This window comes from Variovorax sp. GW822-FHT04E09, from assembly GCF_058800845.1.
Map to the genome: position 1 here is coordinate 163795 of NZ_JBXAMR010000008.1, position 15693 is coordinate 179487.

General features: G+C 70.0%; 14 protein-coding genes. 10 read left to right on the forward strand and 4 right to left on the reverse strand.

Translation table 11 applies throughout. The features are described 5' to 3' along the window. Position 1 precedes the first annotated feature (1 nt). On the forward strand, positions 2-1492 hold the full coding sequence (gene gatB / locus AC1RL8_RS26925) for an Asp-tRNA(Asn)/Glu-tRNA(Gln) amidotransferase subunit GatB (RefSeq protein WP_307696485.1): 1491 nt from the start codon (positions 2-4) through the stop codon (positions 1490-1492). Positions 1493-1538: 46 nt separating this feature from the next. Here the strand turns inward: gatB and AC1RL8_RS26930 are convergent, their stop codons facing one another. Together AC1RL8_RS26930 and pyrE are read right to left on the reverse strand one after the other, a co-directional pair. Further along, on the reverse strand, positions 1539-2231 hold the full coding sequence (locus AC1RL8_RS26930; RefSeq protein WP_492686612.1) for a DUF4124 domain-containing protein: 693 nt from the start codon (positions 2229-2231) through the stop codon (positions 1539-1541). Between the two features lie 12 nt (positions 2232-2243). Further along, on the reverse strand, positions 2244-2924 hold the full coding sequence (pyrE, locus tag AC1RL8_RS26935; protein WP_056583914.1) for an orotate phosphoribosyltransferase: 681 nt from the start codon (positions 2922-2924) through the stop codon (positions 2244-2246). A gap of 12 nt (positions 2925-2936) precedes the next feature. On the opposite strand from pyrE, the gene AC1RL8_RS26940 reads away from it, so the two are divergent. The 4 genes from AC1RL8_RS26940 to AC1RL8_RS26955 are packed head-to-tail and all read left to right on the forward strand — an operon-like array spanning position 2937 to position 7946. Beyond that, the gene (locus AC1RL8_RS26940) at positions 2937-3740 is read left to right on the forward strand and encodes an exodeoxyribonuclease III (protein WP_062472711.1); all 804 of its coding nucleotides are present in this window, start codon (positions 2937-2939) and stop codon (positions 3738-3740) included. 15 nt (positions 3741-3755) lie between these two features. Beyond that, entirely contained in the window at positions 3756-5120 is a 1365-nt protein-coding gene (locus tag AC1RL8_RS26945; RefSeq protein ID WP_492686611.1) for a hypothetical protein, read from the forward strand. Next, a complete protein-coding gene (locus AC1RL8_RS26950; RefSeq protein WP_493196612.1) occupies positions 5117-5926 on the forward strand; it encodes a DUF1266 domain-containing protein in 810 nt (269 codons plus the stop codon). The genes AC1RL8_RS26945 and AC1RL8_RS26950 overlap by 4 nt, the downstream gene beginning before the upstream one ends. Before the next feature lie 16 nt (positions 5927-5942). Beyond that, complete coding sequence (locus AC1RL8_RS26955) at positions 5943-7946, forward strand: DUF4034 domain-containing protein (protein ID WP_492686609.1); 2004 nt, start codon at positions 5943-5945, stop codon at positions 7944-7946. Positions 7947-7949: 3 nt separating this feature from the next. On the opposite strand, the gene AC1RL8_RS26960 is transcribed toward AC1RL8_RS26955, so the two are convergent. Then, positions 7950-8849 (reverse strand): LysR family transcriptional regulator, encoded by a 900-nt coding sequence (locus tag AC1RL8_RS26960; protein ID WP_492686608.1) that lies wholly within the window; start codon positions 8847-8849, stop codon positions 7950-7952. 72 nt (positions 8850-8921) lie between these two features. Between AC1RL8_RS26960 and AC1RL8_RS26965 the strand changes: the two genes are divergently transcribed. Beyond that, a complete protein-coding gene (locus tag AC1RL8_RS26965) occupies positions 8922-10172 on the forward strand; it encodes a flavin-dependent oxidoreductase (protein WP_492686607.1) in 1251 nt (416 codons plus the stop codon). A 40-nt stretch (positions 10173-10212) separates the two neighbouring features. Continuing rightward, a complete protein-coding gene (locus tag AC1RL8_RS26970) occupies positions 10213-11175 on the forward strand; it encodes a tripartite tricarboxylate transporter substrate binding protein (RefSeq protein WP_492686606.1) in 963 nt (320 codons plus the stop codon). A 24-nt stretch (positions 11176-11199) separates the two neighbouring features. On the opposite strand, the gene AC1RL8_RS26975 is transcribed toward AC1RL8_RS26970, so the two are convergent. Beyond that, entirely contained in the window at positions 11200-12054 is an 855-nt protein-coding gene (locus tag AC1RL8_RS26975; RefSeq protein ID WP_492686605.1) for a M48 family metallopeptidase, read from the reverse strand. Between the two features lie 61 nt (positions 12055-12115). Between AC1RL8_RS26975 and AC1RL8_RS26980 the strand changes: the two genes are divergently transcribed. From AC1RL8_RS26980 to AC1RL8_RS26990, 3 genes are all read left to right on the forward strand, one after another. Next, positions 12116-13510: an AmpG family muropeptide MFS transporter gene (locus AC1RL8_RS26980; RefSeq protein WP_492686604.1), complete on the forward strand. Its 1395-nt coding sequence runs from the start codon at positions 12116-12118 to the stop codon at positions 13508-13510. A 155-nt stretch (positions 13511-13665) separates the two neighbouring features. Beyond that, positions 13666-14868, forward strand: a complete 1203-nt coding sequence (locus AC1RL8_RS26985; RefSeq protein WP_492686603.1) for a beta-ketoacyl-[acyl-carrier-protein] synthase family protein — start codon at positions 13666-13668, stop codon at positions 14866-14868. After that, positions 14865-15680, forward strand: coding sequence for a beta-ketoacyl synthase chain length factor (locus tag AC1RL8_RS26990; RefSeq protein ID WP_369645055.1), 816 nt, complete (start codon positions 14865-14867; stop codon positions 15678-15680). The genes AC1RL8_RS26985 and AC1RL8_RS26990 overlap by 4 nt, the downstream gene beginning before the upstream one ends. Positions 15681-15693 lie beyond the last annotated feature (13 nt).

Consider the following 15693-nt stretch of genomic DNA (forward strand, 5'->3'; position numbering starts at 1 on the left):
CATGAGCGAGACCGTGAACACATTCGAAGCACAACAACAAGGCCGCCCGACCGGCCCGCTGGTGCGCGGCTATGAAGTCATCATAGGCTTCGAGACGCACGCCCAACTGTCGACCGCGAGCAAGATCTTCAGCCGCGCCTCCACCGCCTTCGGCGCCGAGCCCAACACGCAGGCCTGCGCGGTCGACCTGGCGCTGCCCGGCACGCTGCCCGTGATGAACAAGGGCGCGGTCGAACGCGCCATCAAGCTGGGCCTGGCACTGGGCTCGCACATCGCGCCGCGCAGCGTGTTCGCGCGCAAGAACTACTTCTATCCCGACCTGCCCAAGGGCTACCAGATCAGCCAGTTCGAGATCCCGGTGGTGCAAGGCGGCGCGGTGTCGTTCTTCCTCGGCGAAGAAAAGAAGACCGTGCGCCTGGTGCGCGCCCACCTCGAGGAAGACGCGGGCAAGTCGCTGCACGAAGACTTCATCGGCCAGAGCGGCATCGACCTGAACCGCGCCGGCACGCCGCTGCTGGAAATCGTGACCGAGCCCGACATGCGCTCCACCGCCGAGGCCGTGGCCTATGCGAAGGAACTGCACAAGATCGTCACGTGGATCGGCATCTGCGACGGCAACATGCAGGAAGGGAGCTTCCGCTGCGACGCCAACGTGTCGGTGCGCAAGCCCGGCGACAAGCTCGGCACGCGCCGCGAGATCAAGAACCTGAACAGCTTCAAGTTCATGCAGCAGGCGATCGACTACGAGATCAACTCGCAGATCGACGAGCTCGAAGAAGGCCGCGCCATCGAGCAGGCCACCGTGCTGTTCGACCCTGCCACCGGCGAGACGCGCACCATGCGCACCAAGGAAGACGCGGCCGACTACCGCTACTTCCCCGATCCGGACCTGCCGCCCCTGGTGGTGGCCGCCGAGTGGATCGAGCGCGTGCGCGCCACCATGCCTGAACTGCCGCGTGCCACGGCCGAGCGCTATGTGCGCGACCACGGCCTGTCGGAATACGACGCCGCGCAGCTCACGCAAGGCGCGGCGCTGGCCCGCTACTTCGACGACGCGGTGAACGCCGGCGCGGCGCCCAAGCTGGCCAGCAACTGGATCACCGGCGAGATGGCACGCCGCCTGAACGCCGCCGAGATCGGCATCGAGGCCGCGCCCGTGAAGGCCGCGCAGCTCGCGCAGCTGGTGACGCGCATCGCCGACGGCACGCTGCCCAACAACGCCGCGCGCCAGGTGTTCGAGGCGCTGTGGAGCGGCGAAGGCAGCGATGTCGACGCGATCATCGAAGCCAAGGACCTGAAGCCGATGAACGACGCCGGCGCGCTCGACAAGATCCTCGACGAGGTGATTGCCAAGAACGCGAAGAACGTCGAGGAATACCGCGGCGGCAAGGAAAAGGCGCTCAATGGCCTCGTGGGGCAGGTCATGAAGGCCAGCGGGGGCAAGGCCAACCCTGCACAGGTCACCGAGCTGCTGAAAGCCAAGCTGGGCTGATCACGAACGAGCCCCGGGGCCTGGCGCCAGGCCCCGGCGGGTTCGTTCAGCGCGGGTTGCCGCCGTTCTGCGGCGACCAGAGCGTCTTCAGGCGCCCGCGCTCTTCGTCGAAGCGCGCATTCACGCGCTTCTTCTCGTCTTCCTGCTCCGTGATGAAGCGGTTCTGCACGGCCACGCTCTGCGTGTTGTCCTCGATGCGGCGGCGCACGGCGCCGGGCGCCTTGCTCGTGTCCTGCTTGTAGAACTCGAGCTCCTCGTCGATCTTCTTGCGGTCGTCGGCGAGCTCGACGAGGCGCTTCTTCGCGGCCTGGATCACGGCGTCGATCTGCGACAGGGCCTCGACGCGCTCGCGGTCGTGCGTGGTGGCGTTGGGGTAGCGCACCAGCAGCGCGCGCTCGCGGCGGCGCTCGTCGATGAGCCGTGCGGCCTGGATGGCGGCTTCGCGCGCGCGGTCCTCGCGCTCCTGCTGCTCGCGCGCCGTGTAGGTCGGCTCCAACTTGCGGCGCACCGTGCCGCTCGGGCTCAGTTCGCGCTGCTCGCGGTCGCTGCACTCGGCGATCGGCCGGTCGGCCGTGAGCGTGCGCCCGCGCGCGTCGACGCAGGTGTAGATGCCGACGCCGGGCCCGTCCGTCCTGGCGGGCTGGGCCAGCGCCGTTGCGCACGACGACAGGGCCGCCAGGCCCAGCCACAGCGACGCCACGGCGGCGGCGGAAGAGGGATCGCGCGCGGGGCGTCGCATCGGCGCTGCGTCTCAGGCGCCGTAGCGCGTGCGGTAGGCCAGCACGCGCTCGCGGTGCGCGCCGAGGTCGGCGGCGGCGTTGCCCGAGAGGTAGCTCAGCAGGTCGTCCAGCGTGGCGATGGGCACCACCGCGAGGCCGAGCTGGTTGCGCACGTACTGCACGGCGCTGTGGTCCACATCGACGCCGTTCTCGGTGGCTTTTTCCTGCCGGTCCAGGGCAATGGCCACGGCATGCGGCGTGGCGCCCGCGGCCTGGATCGCGGCGATGGATTCGCGCACCGCGGTGCCGGCCGACATCACGTCGTCGACGATGAGCACGCGGCCCTTCAGCGGCGCGCCCACGAGGTTGCCGCCTTCGCCGTGCGCCTTGGCTTCCTTGCGGTTGTAGGCAAAGGGGTAGTTGCGCCCGCGCCGGGCCAGCTCGGCGGCCACGGTGGCGCCCAGCGGAATGCCCTTGTAGGCGGGGCCGAAGATCATGTCGAACTCGAGGCCGCTTTCGACCAGGCGGTCTGCATAGAATCCGGCGAGCCGCGCGATCTTGGCGCCGTCGTCGAAGAGGCCCGAATTGAAGAAATACGGGCTCATGCGACCGGCCTTGGTCTTGAATTCGCCGAAGCGAAGCACGCCGGCGTCGAGCGCGAACTGGACGAAGTCCTGTGCCACCGCGCTGCTTGTCTGACCGTCTACAGCCATTGGAAATTCCTTGTGTTCAAACTGACCAGTCTCAATCTCAATGGCCTGCGCTCGGCGGCCACCAAGGGCGTCGCCGACTGGGTGGCCGAACTCGCGCCGGATTGTATTTGCATGCAGGAGATCCGCGTCCAGGCCAGCGATGTCGAAGGCCGCTTCGAGCAGATGGCGGGCCTGCAGGGCCACTTCCACTTTGCCGAGAAAAAAGGCTACGCGGGCACCGCCATCTACACGAAGCATGCGCCCAGCGCCGTGGTGGTGGGCTGGGGTGATCCCGAATTCGACGCCGAAGGCCGCTACCTCGAGCTGCGCTTCGACACGCCCAAGCGCAAGTTCTCGGTGATCAGCTGCTACTTCCCGAGCGGCAGCTCGGGCGAGGAGCGCCAGGCCGCCAAGTTCCGCTTCCTGAAGGGCTTCTTCCCGCACCTGCTGGCGCTGAAGAAGGAGCGCGAGTTCATCCTGTGCGGCGACATCAACATCGCGCACCAGGAAATCGACCTGAAGAACTGGCGCGGCAACCAGAAGAACAGCGGCTTCCTGCCCGAAGAACGCGCCTGGATGACGCGCCTGCTCGACGCCGGCACCGAAGGCGCCGGCCTGGTGGACGTGTACCGCCGCCTCAAGCCCGACACCACAGGCGACGCCTACACCTGGTGGAGCAACCGCGGCCAGGCCTACGCGAACAACGTGGGATGGCGGCTGGACTACCACCTGGCCACGCCGGCGATGGGCGCGCTGGCGCGCACCGAGGCGATCTACAAGACGGTCAAGTTCAGCGACCACGCGCCGATCACGGTGGAGTACGACTTCACGCTGTAAGTCGTCCGCCCGTCGATGCCGATCCCGACTCCGTCTCCGTCCACGAACCCGTCCTCGCCGCCCACGGCCGCGGCGACGGCGGTGTACCTGCCGCGCGACGTGGTGAATGCGCCCGAGGTGAAGGCCGCGATCGCGCGCCGCAGCGCCGAGCGCGGCGACGACGCCGACATGGCGGCCTGGCTGCTGAACCACTTCTTCCGCTGGGCCATCGGCAGCTTCGGCAACGTGCTGCCGGTGCAGTCGCCCGCCGACTACCTGGCCGCGGCCGGGCCCGACAAGCCGCTGCCCGAGTGGCTGGCCAAGCAGCTGCAGCCGCGCGCCCCTGTCGCGGTGAACGCGGCGTCCGCGCAGGACAAGGAAAAGTCCAAGGGCCACAAGGGCAACACGGCCGAATCGCCCGCCGCCGAAGCCGCTCCGAAGACTTTCTACTACCTCGATCCCGATCACCTGCTGCTGGTCGACCGCGAACGCATGCTGGTCGAGTTTTTGCGTTCACGGCGCGGCACGCGGCTCGAACAGAAGCTGCAGCGCATCACCTGCTTCATGGCCATGGCCCTGTGGGAGCAGGAGCACCAGCGCATGCAGGCCAAGCGCAACAAGGGCTGGGTGCCCAGCAGCGGCCTGGCGCTGAAGGAGGTGCTGCGCACGCCCAACGGCGTGATCTTCGAGTTCATCGGCAGCCATGCGGCCTTGCGCGAGGAGATGGCCTACGAGTCGTTCCACATGCAGCACTGCCTGGGCCAGTTCGCCAACATCAAGAAGCTGAACGGCGGCTACGGCGAGCAGTACGCCAGCGCCGCGCAGAGCGGCCGGCTGCGCCTGTTCACGCTGCGCAGCGCGGGCAACCTGCCGCACGTGACCATCAGCCTCGAAGTGCATCCCGACGGGCTGCGCGTCGACCAGATCAAGGGCAAGCAGAACCGCCACCCGATCCGCAAGTACGCGGACGACGTGCTGCAGTTCCTGCGCACGCTGCCGCCGCGCGGCGAGCGCCACAGCGACTGCGAGGGCATGGGCCTAGTGTTCGAGCCCGAGGCCTCGGACGCCGCCCGGGGCGAATGGAAGTTCGTCACCGACGTGCAAAGCCCCGACTTCCTGCTCAGCGTGATGAGCGGCAACTTCCACCTGATCGAGCACTTCGAGCAGCCGCCGCCGGCGCTGCAATGGCTGCTGCTGCGCATCGCGCCGCACGAGCTGGCGCGGCTGCGGCAGATGGACGTGGCGGTGGCCGCCGCCGCCCGGCTGACCCTGCCCGCGAACCGGTTGCCGCCGTCGCTGCAGGCGGCCCCCACGCCGGCGCCCGCCACGATGCTGGAGATCGAAGGCATCTCGCTGAGCGCCGCCGTGTGCGCGCCGCCGCTGGGAGCGGCATTGCCATGACGCAGGCCATCGTCATCGTTGTGTTCCTGGGCCTGCTGTACCTCGGGGTGCGCATCGCGTGGTTCGTCGTGCGCACGGCATTCCGTATCGTCGTGCACGGCTCGGGCACGGCGATCGGCCACATGGAAAAGGCCAACGCCGACCTCGCGGTGCGCGCCGCGCAGGCCCGGGCCGACGCCGGCAAGGTGGTGCCCAACCGCCGCCGCTGGGCGCTGGCGCTCGGCGACATCCTGCTGCTGCGCAACGGCCTGCGCTGCGACAGCGACACGCTGGCGCTCGACGTGCCCGCCGAGCAGCGCCAGCGGCTGGCCAAGCAGGTGCTGCGCGAAATGAACATGGCCGCCGACCTGGCCGAGCGCGACATCGCCACGCAGATGCAGGCCGCGCTGGTCGGCTGGGTCGGCGGGCTCGGCCGCACCCACGCCAATTTCTACGAACAGCTCGCGGCCGAAGGCCAGGTGCGCGACGCGCTGGCCTTCGACTGCGCGCGCACCGCCTTCCTGGTGCGCTGCATCGCGCTGCTGGGCTGGGTGCCCGAGTCGCAGGCCTGGCTGGTGCTGTTCCTCAATGCGCAGCGCGCGCAGGACAGCTTCGAAAGCTGGGAAGACTTCGGCCACGCCTATGCGCGGGCGCGGCTGCACTGGCTGCGCATCAGCAGCCAGGACGGCCCCGCCTCGTCGCGCGCCACGCTGGAGGTGCAAGAGCACCTGCAGAACACCCAGGGCAACTGGCTCACGCTGCCCTGGAAGCGCTACCGCATCTTCGATCCCCAACCCGTCACCCTCGCCCCTGCCGCGTCGGCCTGACGCGCGAGCCCCGCCCATGACCACCCACACGCCCTCCGCCGCAGCGACCGTGATTCCCCCTGCGCCCGCGCGCTGGAAGCTCTGCGACATCGACACGCTGCTGCGCGCCGGCGATTACGCCGCACTCGACCAGCGGCTCGACGACGCGCTGGCCGCCAGCTTTCAAGACCGCGACGAGGAAGAGCGCTACTACGGCGCCTTGCCCGACGACCTGGCCGGCTGCACCGCCGACGGCGCCGAAGGGCTGGCCCGCCTGGCCGCATGGCAGGCCGCCCGCCCGCAATCGGCCCACGCCTGGCTCTGCGAAGCGCACTACTGGTACCACTGGGCCTACGAGTACCGCGGCTCGGGCTGGGCCAGCACGGTCACCGCGCTGGGCTGGGAATGCGCCCATGCCTGCGCCACGCGCTGCGCCGTGGCCGCCCTGCGCGCCCTCACGCTCGCGCCCACGATGTGGACCGCCTGCGCCCTGCTGCTGCAGAGCACCTCGGCCTTCAACGAGCCCGACTGGCTGACCGAGCTGGTCCGCAGCGGCCGCGGGCCCGACAAGCCGCTGCAGCACGACTTTTCGCTGGACGACGACGAGGCCACCCGCGACGAGTTGCTGGCGCAACTCGCGCGCTCCGGCCTGGCGCACGACGAGCGCATCGCCTGCCCCGAGGCCGTGCCCACCGCCCTGCCCTCGCCCGTGCAGGGCCGCAAGGTGATCAGCGGCACGTCCTACTGGATCCACGCCACGCTGCACGTGCACCCGCGGCTGTTCTTCTTCATGCGCCAGTGCGTCTGGTTCCAGCAGCCGCGCTGGGGCGGCAGCCACGAGCGCGTGCGCGCCTTCATCGCCTCGCCCGCCTGCGCCCACCTGAGCGAGGTCGAGAAAGACCGGCTGCGCCACGAGATCTGGCGCGACGACTACCAGGGCAACAGCGTCGACAAGGACGAAGACCCGGCCGAAGCGCAGCAGCGCATGGCCGCCACGCGCCAGCGCGCCCAGGAGGCCCTCTACCCCTACCACCGCTGGGAAACCCTGCGCTGGCTGGCCGTGAGCCACTACATGCTCGACCAGCACGCCGAGGCACTGGCCTGCCTGCGCGAGGCCGAGAGCCACCATCCCATCGACGACGACTACGCCATGAACATGGCGGTGCACGTCGCCCTGGAGCAGGACCCCGGCGGCCAGTGGCTGGGCCAGGCCATCTGCAACAGCGCCAACGCCTACGAATGCAACACCGCGCTGATCCTGCACGGCTACTGCAGCCTGAAGGGCGCCTTCGGCTTCGTGCCCAACGCGGCGACCGGCAACGCCTGGCTGGCGGCCGCGCGCGAACGCAACGCCGGCACCGAGAACTGGGACGACCTGGCCCGCGCGCTGTGGCGCGTGCCGCGCAACCAGGAAGCCTTCGAGATCCTGGAAATGGGGCTGGCCGCCGGCGACAAATCGTGCCTGCTCACGCTCGGCATCTTCCACGCGGGCGGCGAGCACGGCACCAAGGACCGGCAGCAGGCGATGCACTGCTACGGCCAGGCGGCACAGGCCGGCAACAGCGTCGCAGCCTACAAGCTGGGCTACCTCTGCCACGACATGGCCTGGGAAGACGCCACGCCCGCGGCGCAACGCCCCGCGCTGCAGGCGCAGGCGGTCGAGGCCATGCTGAAGGCCCGCGAGCTGGGCCACGACGACGCCACCGAAGGCGCGTTGATGTTCATCAGCGACCTGTCCGACATCCCCGTGCGCCACCGCCACCTGGACTTCGTGCGCGAGCACGCCACCAATGGCGACGCCATCGCCATGGCCACGCTGTCGACCCTGCTGGCCGACGCCAACGACAAGGTGCTCTACAACTACCGCGAGAGCGTGCGCTGGATCATGGGCGCGCAGGCCGTGGCGCCCGAGGACGAGTTCGTGGTGAACGTCACCAAGAACACCCACCAGGACGGCTTCCTGTCGTCCACGCTCTACAAGCTCACGCGCCGGCAGATCAAGGCGCACGAGATCCCGGGCGGCGACAACGCGATGGTGTAACGGCTAGCGGGACAACACCGGCAAGGCCTTGGCCAGCGTCTCGCTGAAGGCGCGCATCGCCTCGGTCTCGTGCGTGCCGCGCTTGGTCAGGCGAAAGAAGTCCATGCCCACGCGCGGCTTCAGCAGCACGTCGGTCTTCACGCGGTGACGGCGGCAGGCCGCCAGCGCGAAGGTGGGCATCACGGCGGTGCCGAAGCCGGCCTCGACCATCGAGATCAGCGTGCCGAAGAAGTTGAAGGCGGGCCGCTGCGCGTCGGCCAGCCCGATCTCGCCGAGCTGGCGTTCGATCACCTTCTGGATCGGGTTGCCGGGCGGCAGGCCGATCAGCGTGGCGCCGCGCAGCGCGGACCAGGGCGCGGTGCCGACCGGTTCGCCGTCGGCCACGGCCTGCGTGACGCGCATCAGCTCGAAGCGCCCCACGGGCGTGCGGTCGAGCCCCGCCGCGGCCTTGAAGAAGAAGCCCAGGCCGAGGTCGGCCTCGCCCGCGGCCACCATCGCTTCCACGTCGCGCAGGTCGGCGTCGAAGAGGCGCAGCGCGACCTGCGGATGCGCGGCGCGAAAACTCGCGAACACCCAGGGCAGCAGGTGCGAGGACACCAGCGGCGTGGCCGCGATGCGCAGCGTCTGGCGTGCCGCGTCGCCCTCGGCGCCGAGTTCGGCGGCCACGTCATCGAGGTCGGTGACGAGCCGCTCCACCACCGGCAGCAGCCGGCGCCCGGCCGGCGTGAGGCTCACCATGCGCGTGGTGCGGTCGAACAGGCGGCAGCCGAGCTGCTTCTCCATCTCGCGGATCAGGATGCTCAGGCCGGCCTGGGTGATGTGCGCCTGCTCCGCCGCGCGGGTGAAGTTGCCGATGCGCGCCACCTGCAGGAAGGCGCGCATCTGGCGCGTGGTCAGGTTCATAAGGATTCATGATAAATCCATATCACATCTAAATTTCCCATATGCCTCGTTTGCGGTCCCAATACGGACCCCATGAGCACCGCACCTAACGAAGTCATCATCCTCGGCGCCGGCATCGGCGGCCTGACCCTCGCCCTGAGCCTGCACCAGGCCGGCATCGCTTGCCGCGTGTACGAGGCCGTGCCCGAGCTGCGCCCGCTCGGCGTGGGCATCAACCTGCTGCCGCATGCGGTGCGCGAGCTGTCCGAGCTGGGCCTGCTCGACGCGCTCGACGCCGTGGGCGTGCGCACGCAGGAGGCGGTCTTCTTCACCGAGCACGGCCAGCTGGTGTTCCGCGAGCCCGCCGGGCAGCACGCGGGCTACGACTGGCCGCAGTACTCGATCCATCGCGGCGACCTGCAGACCGTGCTGCTGAACGAAACCTTGAAGCGCCTGGGCCCCGACAGCGTGCAGTGCGGCCACCGCTGCACCGGCGTCGAACAGGATGCCGACGGCGTGACGGTGCACTTTGCCGACGGCCGCGCGCCGGTGCGCGGCGCGGTCGCGGTGGGCTGCGACGGCATCCACTCGGCGCTGCGCAAGCAGCTGTATCCGAACGAGGGCGCGCCGCGCTATTCGGGCATCAACATGTGGCGCGGCACCGCGGCCTGGAAGCCCTTTCTCTCGGGCGGCAGCATGGTGCGCGCGGGCTGGCTCACCGTCGGCAAGATGGTGATCTACCCGATCCGCAACGACATCGACGACCAGGGCCGCCAGCTCGTGAACTGGGTCGCCGAGATCCACGCGCCCCAGCCCGCGATGCGCGACTGGAGCCGCGCCGGCCGCCTCGAGGACTTCCTGCCCGCCTTCGCCGACTGGCACTTCGACTGGCTCGACGTGCCCGCGCTGATCCTGGCCTCCGACACCATCCTGGAGTACCCGATGGTCGACCAGGACCCGCTGCCGCGCTGGAGCCACGGCCGCCTCACGCTGCTGGGCGACGCCGCGCACCCGATGGTGCCGCGCGGCTCCAACGGCGCGGGCCAGGCGATCATCGACGCGCGCTTTCTCGCGGGCGCGATGAAGCGCGAAGGCGTGGGCATCTCGGCGCTCGAGACCTACGACCGCGTGCGCGTGAAGGCCACCACCGACGTGGTGCTGACCAACCGCACCAACCCGCCCGACACCATCCTGCGCGAGGTGTTCGAGCGCTCGGGCGGCCAGCGCGTCCAGAACCTCGACGAGATCGTCACGCAGCAGGAACTGCAGGCGATCTCCGACCACTACAAGCGCGTGGCCGGCTACGACCCGGCGGCGCTGAAGGCGCGCGCGTCGTACCTCTGAGCGCCGGCACATTCACCGAACAAGACGGAGACAAGACCCCATGAGATTTCTGCGCAAGACCTTCGCCACCCTGCTGGTTGCAGCCAGCGCCGCTGCGGCCCACGCCTGGCCCGACCAGCCGGTGACGCTGGTGGTGCCCTACACACCCGGCACCGGCATCGACCTGATCGCGCGCCAGCTCTCGGCCCGCCTGCCCGCCGCGCTCGGCCAGCCGGTGATCGTGGAAAACATGGCCGGTGCCAGCGGCAACATCGGCAGCGAGAAGGTGGCGCGCGCCAAGCCCGACGGCTACACGCTGCTGGTGCAGGTCAACACGCTGGTGATGAACAAGGGCCTGTACAAGTCGCTCGCCTACGACCCGGTGGCCGACTTCACGCCGGTGTCGCAGACCTCGTGGGGCACGCTGCTGCTGGTGACCAACCCGGCCACCCAGAAGGCCGGCTCGCTCGCGCAGCTGGTGGCCACCGCCAAGGCCAACCCCGGCAAGCTGACCTACGCCACGCCCGGCGTCGGCACGCCGCACCACCTGTCGATGGCGCTCCTGATGCAGGGCACCGGCACCGACCTGCTGCACGTGCCTTACAAAGGCACGGCCGGCGCGGTGACTGACCTGCTCGGCGGGCGCATCGACGCGATGTTCCTGCCGGTGCACGTGGCGCTGCAGCACATCCAGGCCGGCAAGCTCAAGGCGCTCGCCACCGGCAGCGGCCACCGCCTGCCGCAGTTGCCCGACGTACCCACCCTGGCCGAGGCCGGCGTGACCGCCGACAACGTCGACATGTGGTACGGCGTGCTCGCGCCCAAGGGCACACCGGCCAGCGTGGTGGCGCGGCTGAACACGGAGATCGCCGCGGTGCTGAAGTCGCCCGAGGTGGCGAAGTCCTTCGAGTCGCAGGGCATGGTGCCCGCCAGCTCGACGCCGGCGGCGTTCGGCGCGCTGATCCAGAAGGACGCGCAGCGCTGGGCGACGGTGGTCAAGAAGGGGAACATCACCGCCGACTGAGCGGAGCCGGGGCGAGAAGCGCAGCTACTTGCGCGCAGCCGCCCGGTACAGGTTCTCGACCTTCGGCACGTTCGCCTCGAGCTTGGCGATGCGGTCCGGCCCGCTCGGGTGGGTCGACAAAAAGCTCAGGCCGCCCTGGTTCTTGGAGGCGGTGGCCATCTTCTTCCACAGCGTCACCGAGGCCTGCGGGTCGTAGCCCGCGCGCGCGGCGAGCTCCAGGCCCACGAGGTCGGCGTCGGTTTCGTCGCTGCGGCTGAACTTCAGGGTGATGAGCTGCGTGCCAGCGCGCGCCGCGAGGTCGCCCACCTGGCCGAGCCCCAGCAGCTGCGCACCGATGGACAGCGCCGCGCCGGTGCCAACGCTCTTGGCCATGCGGGCGCGGGCGTGTTCGCGCAGCGCGTGCGCCATTTCATGGCCCATGACCATCGCGACCTCGTCGTCGCTCAGCTTGAGCTGCTCGAGGATGCCGGTGAAGAAGGCGATCTTGCCGCCGGGCATGCAGAAGGCGTTGATCTGCTTGCTGCCGATCAGGTTGACCTCCCACTTCCATTCGCGGGCGCGGGTGTTCCACGGCAGGGCGAAGGGAATGAGCCGCTGCGCGATGGTGCGCAGGCGTTGCAGTTGCGCGTTGCCATCGCCGGCCAGCGCGCCCTTGGCGCGCGCCTGTTCGAGCAGTTGGCCGTACTGCTGCACGCCAGCCGCTTCGATCTGGTCGGCGGGCACGAGGTTGCGCGCCACCGAGGCGTTGCCGACATTGACCTGCGCCAGCGCCGGCGCGCTCAGCGCCGCGCTGGCGGCGGCCAGCAGGAAGGCCCGGCGCGGGTTCCAGGCCGAGGCTTCGGAGAGGGCGGAAAAGGGGCGTTCGCATCGTGTGCACATAGGTGCCCGGATGATAGGAACAAATGAAGACAAGTGGGCGCGTCGATGTCCCCGGTGGCTCATGGACAATCCCCCACTCATGTCCGCACCGCCCGCCGAACCCACCCAAGCCCCCGCGAGCACCGCGCTGCCCTGGCGCGACGCGCTCAAGGTCTACCTCGAACCCGCCACCCTGCGCATGCTCGCGCTGGGTTTCTCGGCCGGCCTGCCGCTGCTGCTGGTGCTGGGCACGCTGAGTTTCCGGCTGCGCGAGGCGGGCATCGACCGCACCACCATCGGCTACCTGAGCTGGGTCGGGCTGGCCTATGGCTTCAAGTGGGTCTGGGCGCCGCTGGTCGACCGGCTGCCGCTGCCGCCGCTGACCACGCTGCTCGGGCGCCGGCGCGGCTGGCTGCTGCTGGCGCAGGGCATGGTAATCGTCGGGCTGGTCGGCATGGCGATGAACGACCCGCGCCTGGGGCTGCAGCCGCTGATCTGGTGCGCGCTGCTGGTGGCCTTCGGCTCGGCCACGCAGGACATCGCGCTGGACGCCTTCCGCATCGAATCGGCAGAAACGCGCAAGCAGGCCGCGCTGGCCGCCGCTTATCAAACGGGCTACCGGCTCGCGATGATCTGGGCCGGCGCCGGCGTGCTGTGGGTCGCGGCCTGGGCCGAGGTGGCGCCCGCCGTGGCGGTCACCGGCGCGGCGGCCTACCAGAACGGCGCCTGGAAGACGGCCTACCTCGTCATGGCGGCCTCGATGGCGGTCGGCGTGCTCACGGTGCTGCTGTCGCCCGAACCGGTGCGGCGCGTGCTGCCGAAGGCGAAGAACGCCGCCGAATGGCTGCGAAGCGTACTGATCGAGCCTTTTGCCGACTTCATCCGCCGCTACAAGTGGCAGGCGGCGCTGATCCTGGCGCTGATCGCCATCTACCGCATCAGCGACGTGGTGATGGGCATCATGGCCAACCCCTTCTATGTGGACATGGGCTTCACCAAGGACCAGGTGGCCACGGTCAGCAAGATCTACGGCGTGATCATGACGCTGGTGGGCGCCTTCGTGGGCGGCGTGCTGTCGATGCGCCTGGGCGTGATGCGGGTGCTGATGCTGGGCGCGGTGCTGAGCGCCGCGAGCAACCTGCTGTTCGCCTGGCTGGCCACGCGCGGGCACGACCTGACGGCGCTGATCGCCGTGGTCTCGGCCGACAACCTGGCCGGCGGCATCGCCTCGGCGGCCTTCATCGCCTACCTGTCGAGCCTGACCAACATCAGCTACTCGGCCACGCAGTACGCGCTGTTCAGCTCGCTGATGCTGCTGCTGCCGAAGTTCATCGCCGGCTATTCGGGCGCCTTTGTCGACGCCTACGGCTACAGCACCTTCTTCACCGCCACCGCGCTGCTGGGCGTGCCGGTGCTGCTGTTGGTGGCGCTGGCCTCGCGCATGGCGGCCCGCACAGGCGACGGCGAGCGTCAATAGGGCCTGCGCCGGAGCTGTCATCTATAGGAAACAGCCGACGCAACCTGATACGCAACGCTGGTAGGCTGCGACATTCATTGCGTGAAAATTGCGCTTTCCCGCTTTTTCTTCTGTCGCCGACGCCCTTTCGCCTGTCGCCTGCTCCCACACCCATCGTGCCGTCCCGAATTTCTCCCCTTCAAATCAGTGCCTACACGGCCACCTCGGCCGTCGGCGTCGGCAAGGAAGCGCACGCCGACGCACTCGCGCACTCGCGCAGCGGCCTGCGCGCCAACGACTTCAGCGAAGCACCGCTGCCGACCTGGATCGGCCGCGTCGACGGCCTGGAAGACGTCCGTCTGCCCGAATCGGCCGCGTTCTGGGACTGCCGCAACAACCGGCTGGCCTGGCTGGGCCTGCAGGCCGACGGCTTCCTCGAGGCGGTCGCGGCCGCGCGCCAGAAGTACGGTGCCACGCGCATCGCGCTGGTGCTCGGCACCTCCACGGCCAGCATCGGCGAGACCGAGCTGGCCTACACGCAGCTCGACGCCGACGGCAACTTTCCGCCGGACCAGCGCCGCGCGGCCGTCCACACGCCGCATTCGCTGGCCATGTTCGTGCAGCAGGTGCTGGGCATCGATGGGCCGAGCGAGACGATTTCGACCGCCTGCTCGTCCAGCGCCAAGGTGTTCGCCTCGGCCGAGCGCCTGATCCGCCTGGGCCTGGCCGACGCGGCCGTGGTCGGCGGCGCCGACACGCTGTGCGGCAGCGTGCTGTTCGGTTTCAACTCGCTGGAGCTGGTCTCCACCGAGCCCTGCCGCCCCTTCGACGCCGACCGCAAGGGCATCAGCCTCGGTGAGGCAGCCGGCTTCGCGCTGGTCGAGCGCGTGCAGGCGGGCGAGAGCGCCACGCAGCTGCTGGGCTACGGCGAAGCCAGCGACGCACACCACATGTCGACGCCGCACCCCGAGGGCCTGGGCGCCGAGCGCGCACTCGACGACGCGCTGGCGCGCGCCGGCCTGGCCGCCGACGCCATCGACTACATCAACATGCACGGCACGGCGAGCCAGAAGAACGACGAGGTCGAGGGCGCGCTGGTGGCGCGCCGCTTCCCGGCGCGCACGCACGCCAGCTCGACCAAGGGCTTCATGGGCCACACGCTGGGCGCCGCGGGCATCGTCGAGGCCGTGGTCTGCCTGCTGGCGATCGAGCGCGGCCTGATGCCGGGCACGGTCAACACGCGCACGCTGGACGAAGGCTTCGGCCCCCAGATCAAGCTCGAACCCGCGACGGGCGAGGTGCGCTACGCGCTCTCCAATTCCTTCGGCTTCGGCGGCAACAACTGCGCGCTGGTCTTCGGCAAGGCGGTGAACGCATGAACACGCCTCCGACGCTCTACATCGAAGGCCCCGCCTTCTGGACCCCCACGCTGCCCGGTTGGGAGGCCGCGCGCGCGGCCTTCCGCGGCGAAGGCGCGCTGGCCGATCCGCCCGCCAAGCGGCCCTCGCCGCAGGTGCTGGCCCCGGCCGAGCGCCGCCGCGCGCCCGACACCGTGGCGCTGGCGCTCGAAGTGGCCGCCGCGGCCATCGCGGGCGCCGACCGGCCCGCGGCCGACGTGCCCTGCGTGTTCACCTCGGCGCACGGCGACCTGTCGATCAACGACTACATGTGCAGCACGCTCGCGGGCGACCCGAAGATGCTGTCGCCCACCAAGTTCCACAACTCGGTGCACAACGCGGCCGTGGGCTACTGGACCATCGGCACCGGCTGCATGGCGGCCAGCAACGCCGTCTCGGCCTACGGCCACAGCTTTGCCGCCGGCCTGCTCGAAGCGGCCGTGCAGTGCGCGGCCGACCAGACGCCGGTGCTGCTGGTGGGCTACGACGCCCCCACGGTCGGCGCACTGGCCTCGGTGACCGACAGCCGCGGCCTGCTGGCCGTGGCGCTGGTGATCGCGCCCGAGCGCACGGCCCGCACGGTGGCCAGCCTCGACTGGTCGCTGGTCGGCGACGGTGCGGCGACCGCGCCGCGCTCGGCCGCCGCCGCCACGCTGAAGGACATCAACCCGATGGCCGACGCCCTGCCCCTGTTCGAGGCGCTGGCCCAGGCCCCGGGCAGCGCCGACGCGCCCATCGACCTGCCGCTGTCGGCCGCGCTGGCCCTGCGGCTGCGCCTGCAGGCCGCGGGCTGACCGGCCCCCGCCG

Bases quoted from the DNA above. Each gene is read 5' to 3' on its own strand.
- AC1RL8_RS26955 (WP_492686609.1), top strand. From the start codon at position 5,943: ATGACCACCCACACGCCCTCCGCCGCAGCGACCGTGATTCCCCCTGCG.
- AC1RL8_RS26930 (WP_492686612.1), bottom strand. From the start codon at position 2,231: ATGCGACGCCCCGCGCGCGATCCCTCTTCCGCCGCCGCCGTGGCGTCG.
- gatB (WP_307696485.1), top strand. From the start codon at position 2: ATGAGCGAGACCGTGAACACATTCGAAGCACAACAACAAGGCCGCCCG.
- AC1RL8_RS26970 (WP_492686606.1), top strand. From the start codon at position 10,213: ATGAGATTTCTGCGCAAGACCTTCGCCACCCTGCTGGTTGCAGCCAGC.
- AC1RL8_RS26965 (WP_492686607.1), top strand. From the start codon at position 8,922: ATGAGCACCGCACCTAACGAAGTCATCATCCTCGGCGCCGGCATCGGC.
- AC1RL8_RS26975 (WP_492686605.1), bottom strand. From the start codon at position 12,054: ATGTGCACACGATGCGAACGCCCCTTTTCCGCCCTCTCCGAAGCCTCG.
- AC1RL8_RS26945 (WP_492686611.1), top strand. From the start codon at position 3,756: ATGCCGATCCCGACTCCGTCTCCGTCCACGAACCCGTCCTCGCCGCCC.
- AC1RL8_RS26980 (WP_492686604.1), top strand. From the start codon at position 12,116: ATGGACAATCCCCCACTCATGTCCGCACCGCCCGCCGAACCCACCCAA.
- AC1RL8_RS26950 (WP_493196612.1), top strand. From the start codon at position 5,117: ATGACGCAGGCCATCGTCATCGTTGTGTTCCTGGGCCTGCTGTACCTC.
- pyrE (WP_056583914.1), bottom strand. From the start codon at position 2,924: ATGGCTGTAGACGGTCAGACAAGCAGCGCGGTGGCACAGGACTTCGTC.
- AC1RL8_RS26960 (WP_492686608.1), bottom strand. From the start codon at position 8,849: ATGAACCTGACCACGCGCCAGATGCGCGCCTTCCTGCAGGTGGCGCGC.
- AC1RL8_RS26990 (WP_369645055.1), top strand. From the start codon at position 14,865: ATGAACACGCCTCCGACGCTCTACATCGAAGGCCCCGCCTTCTGGACC.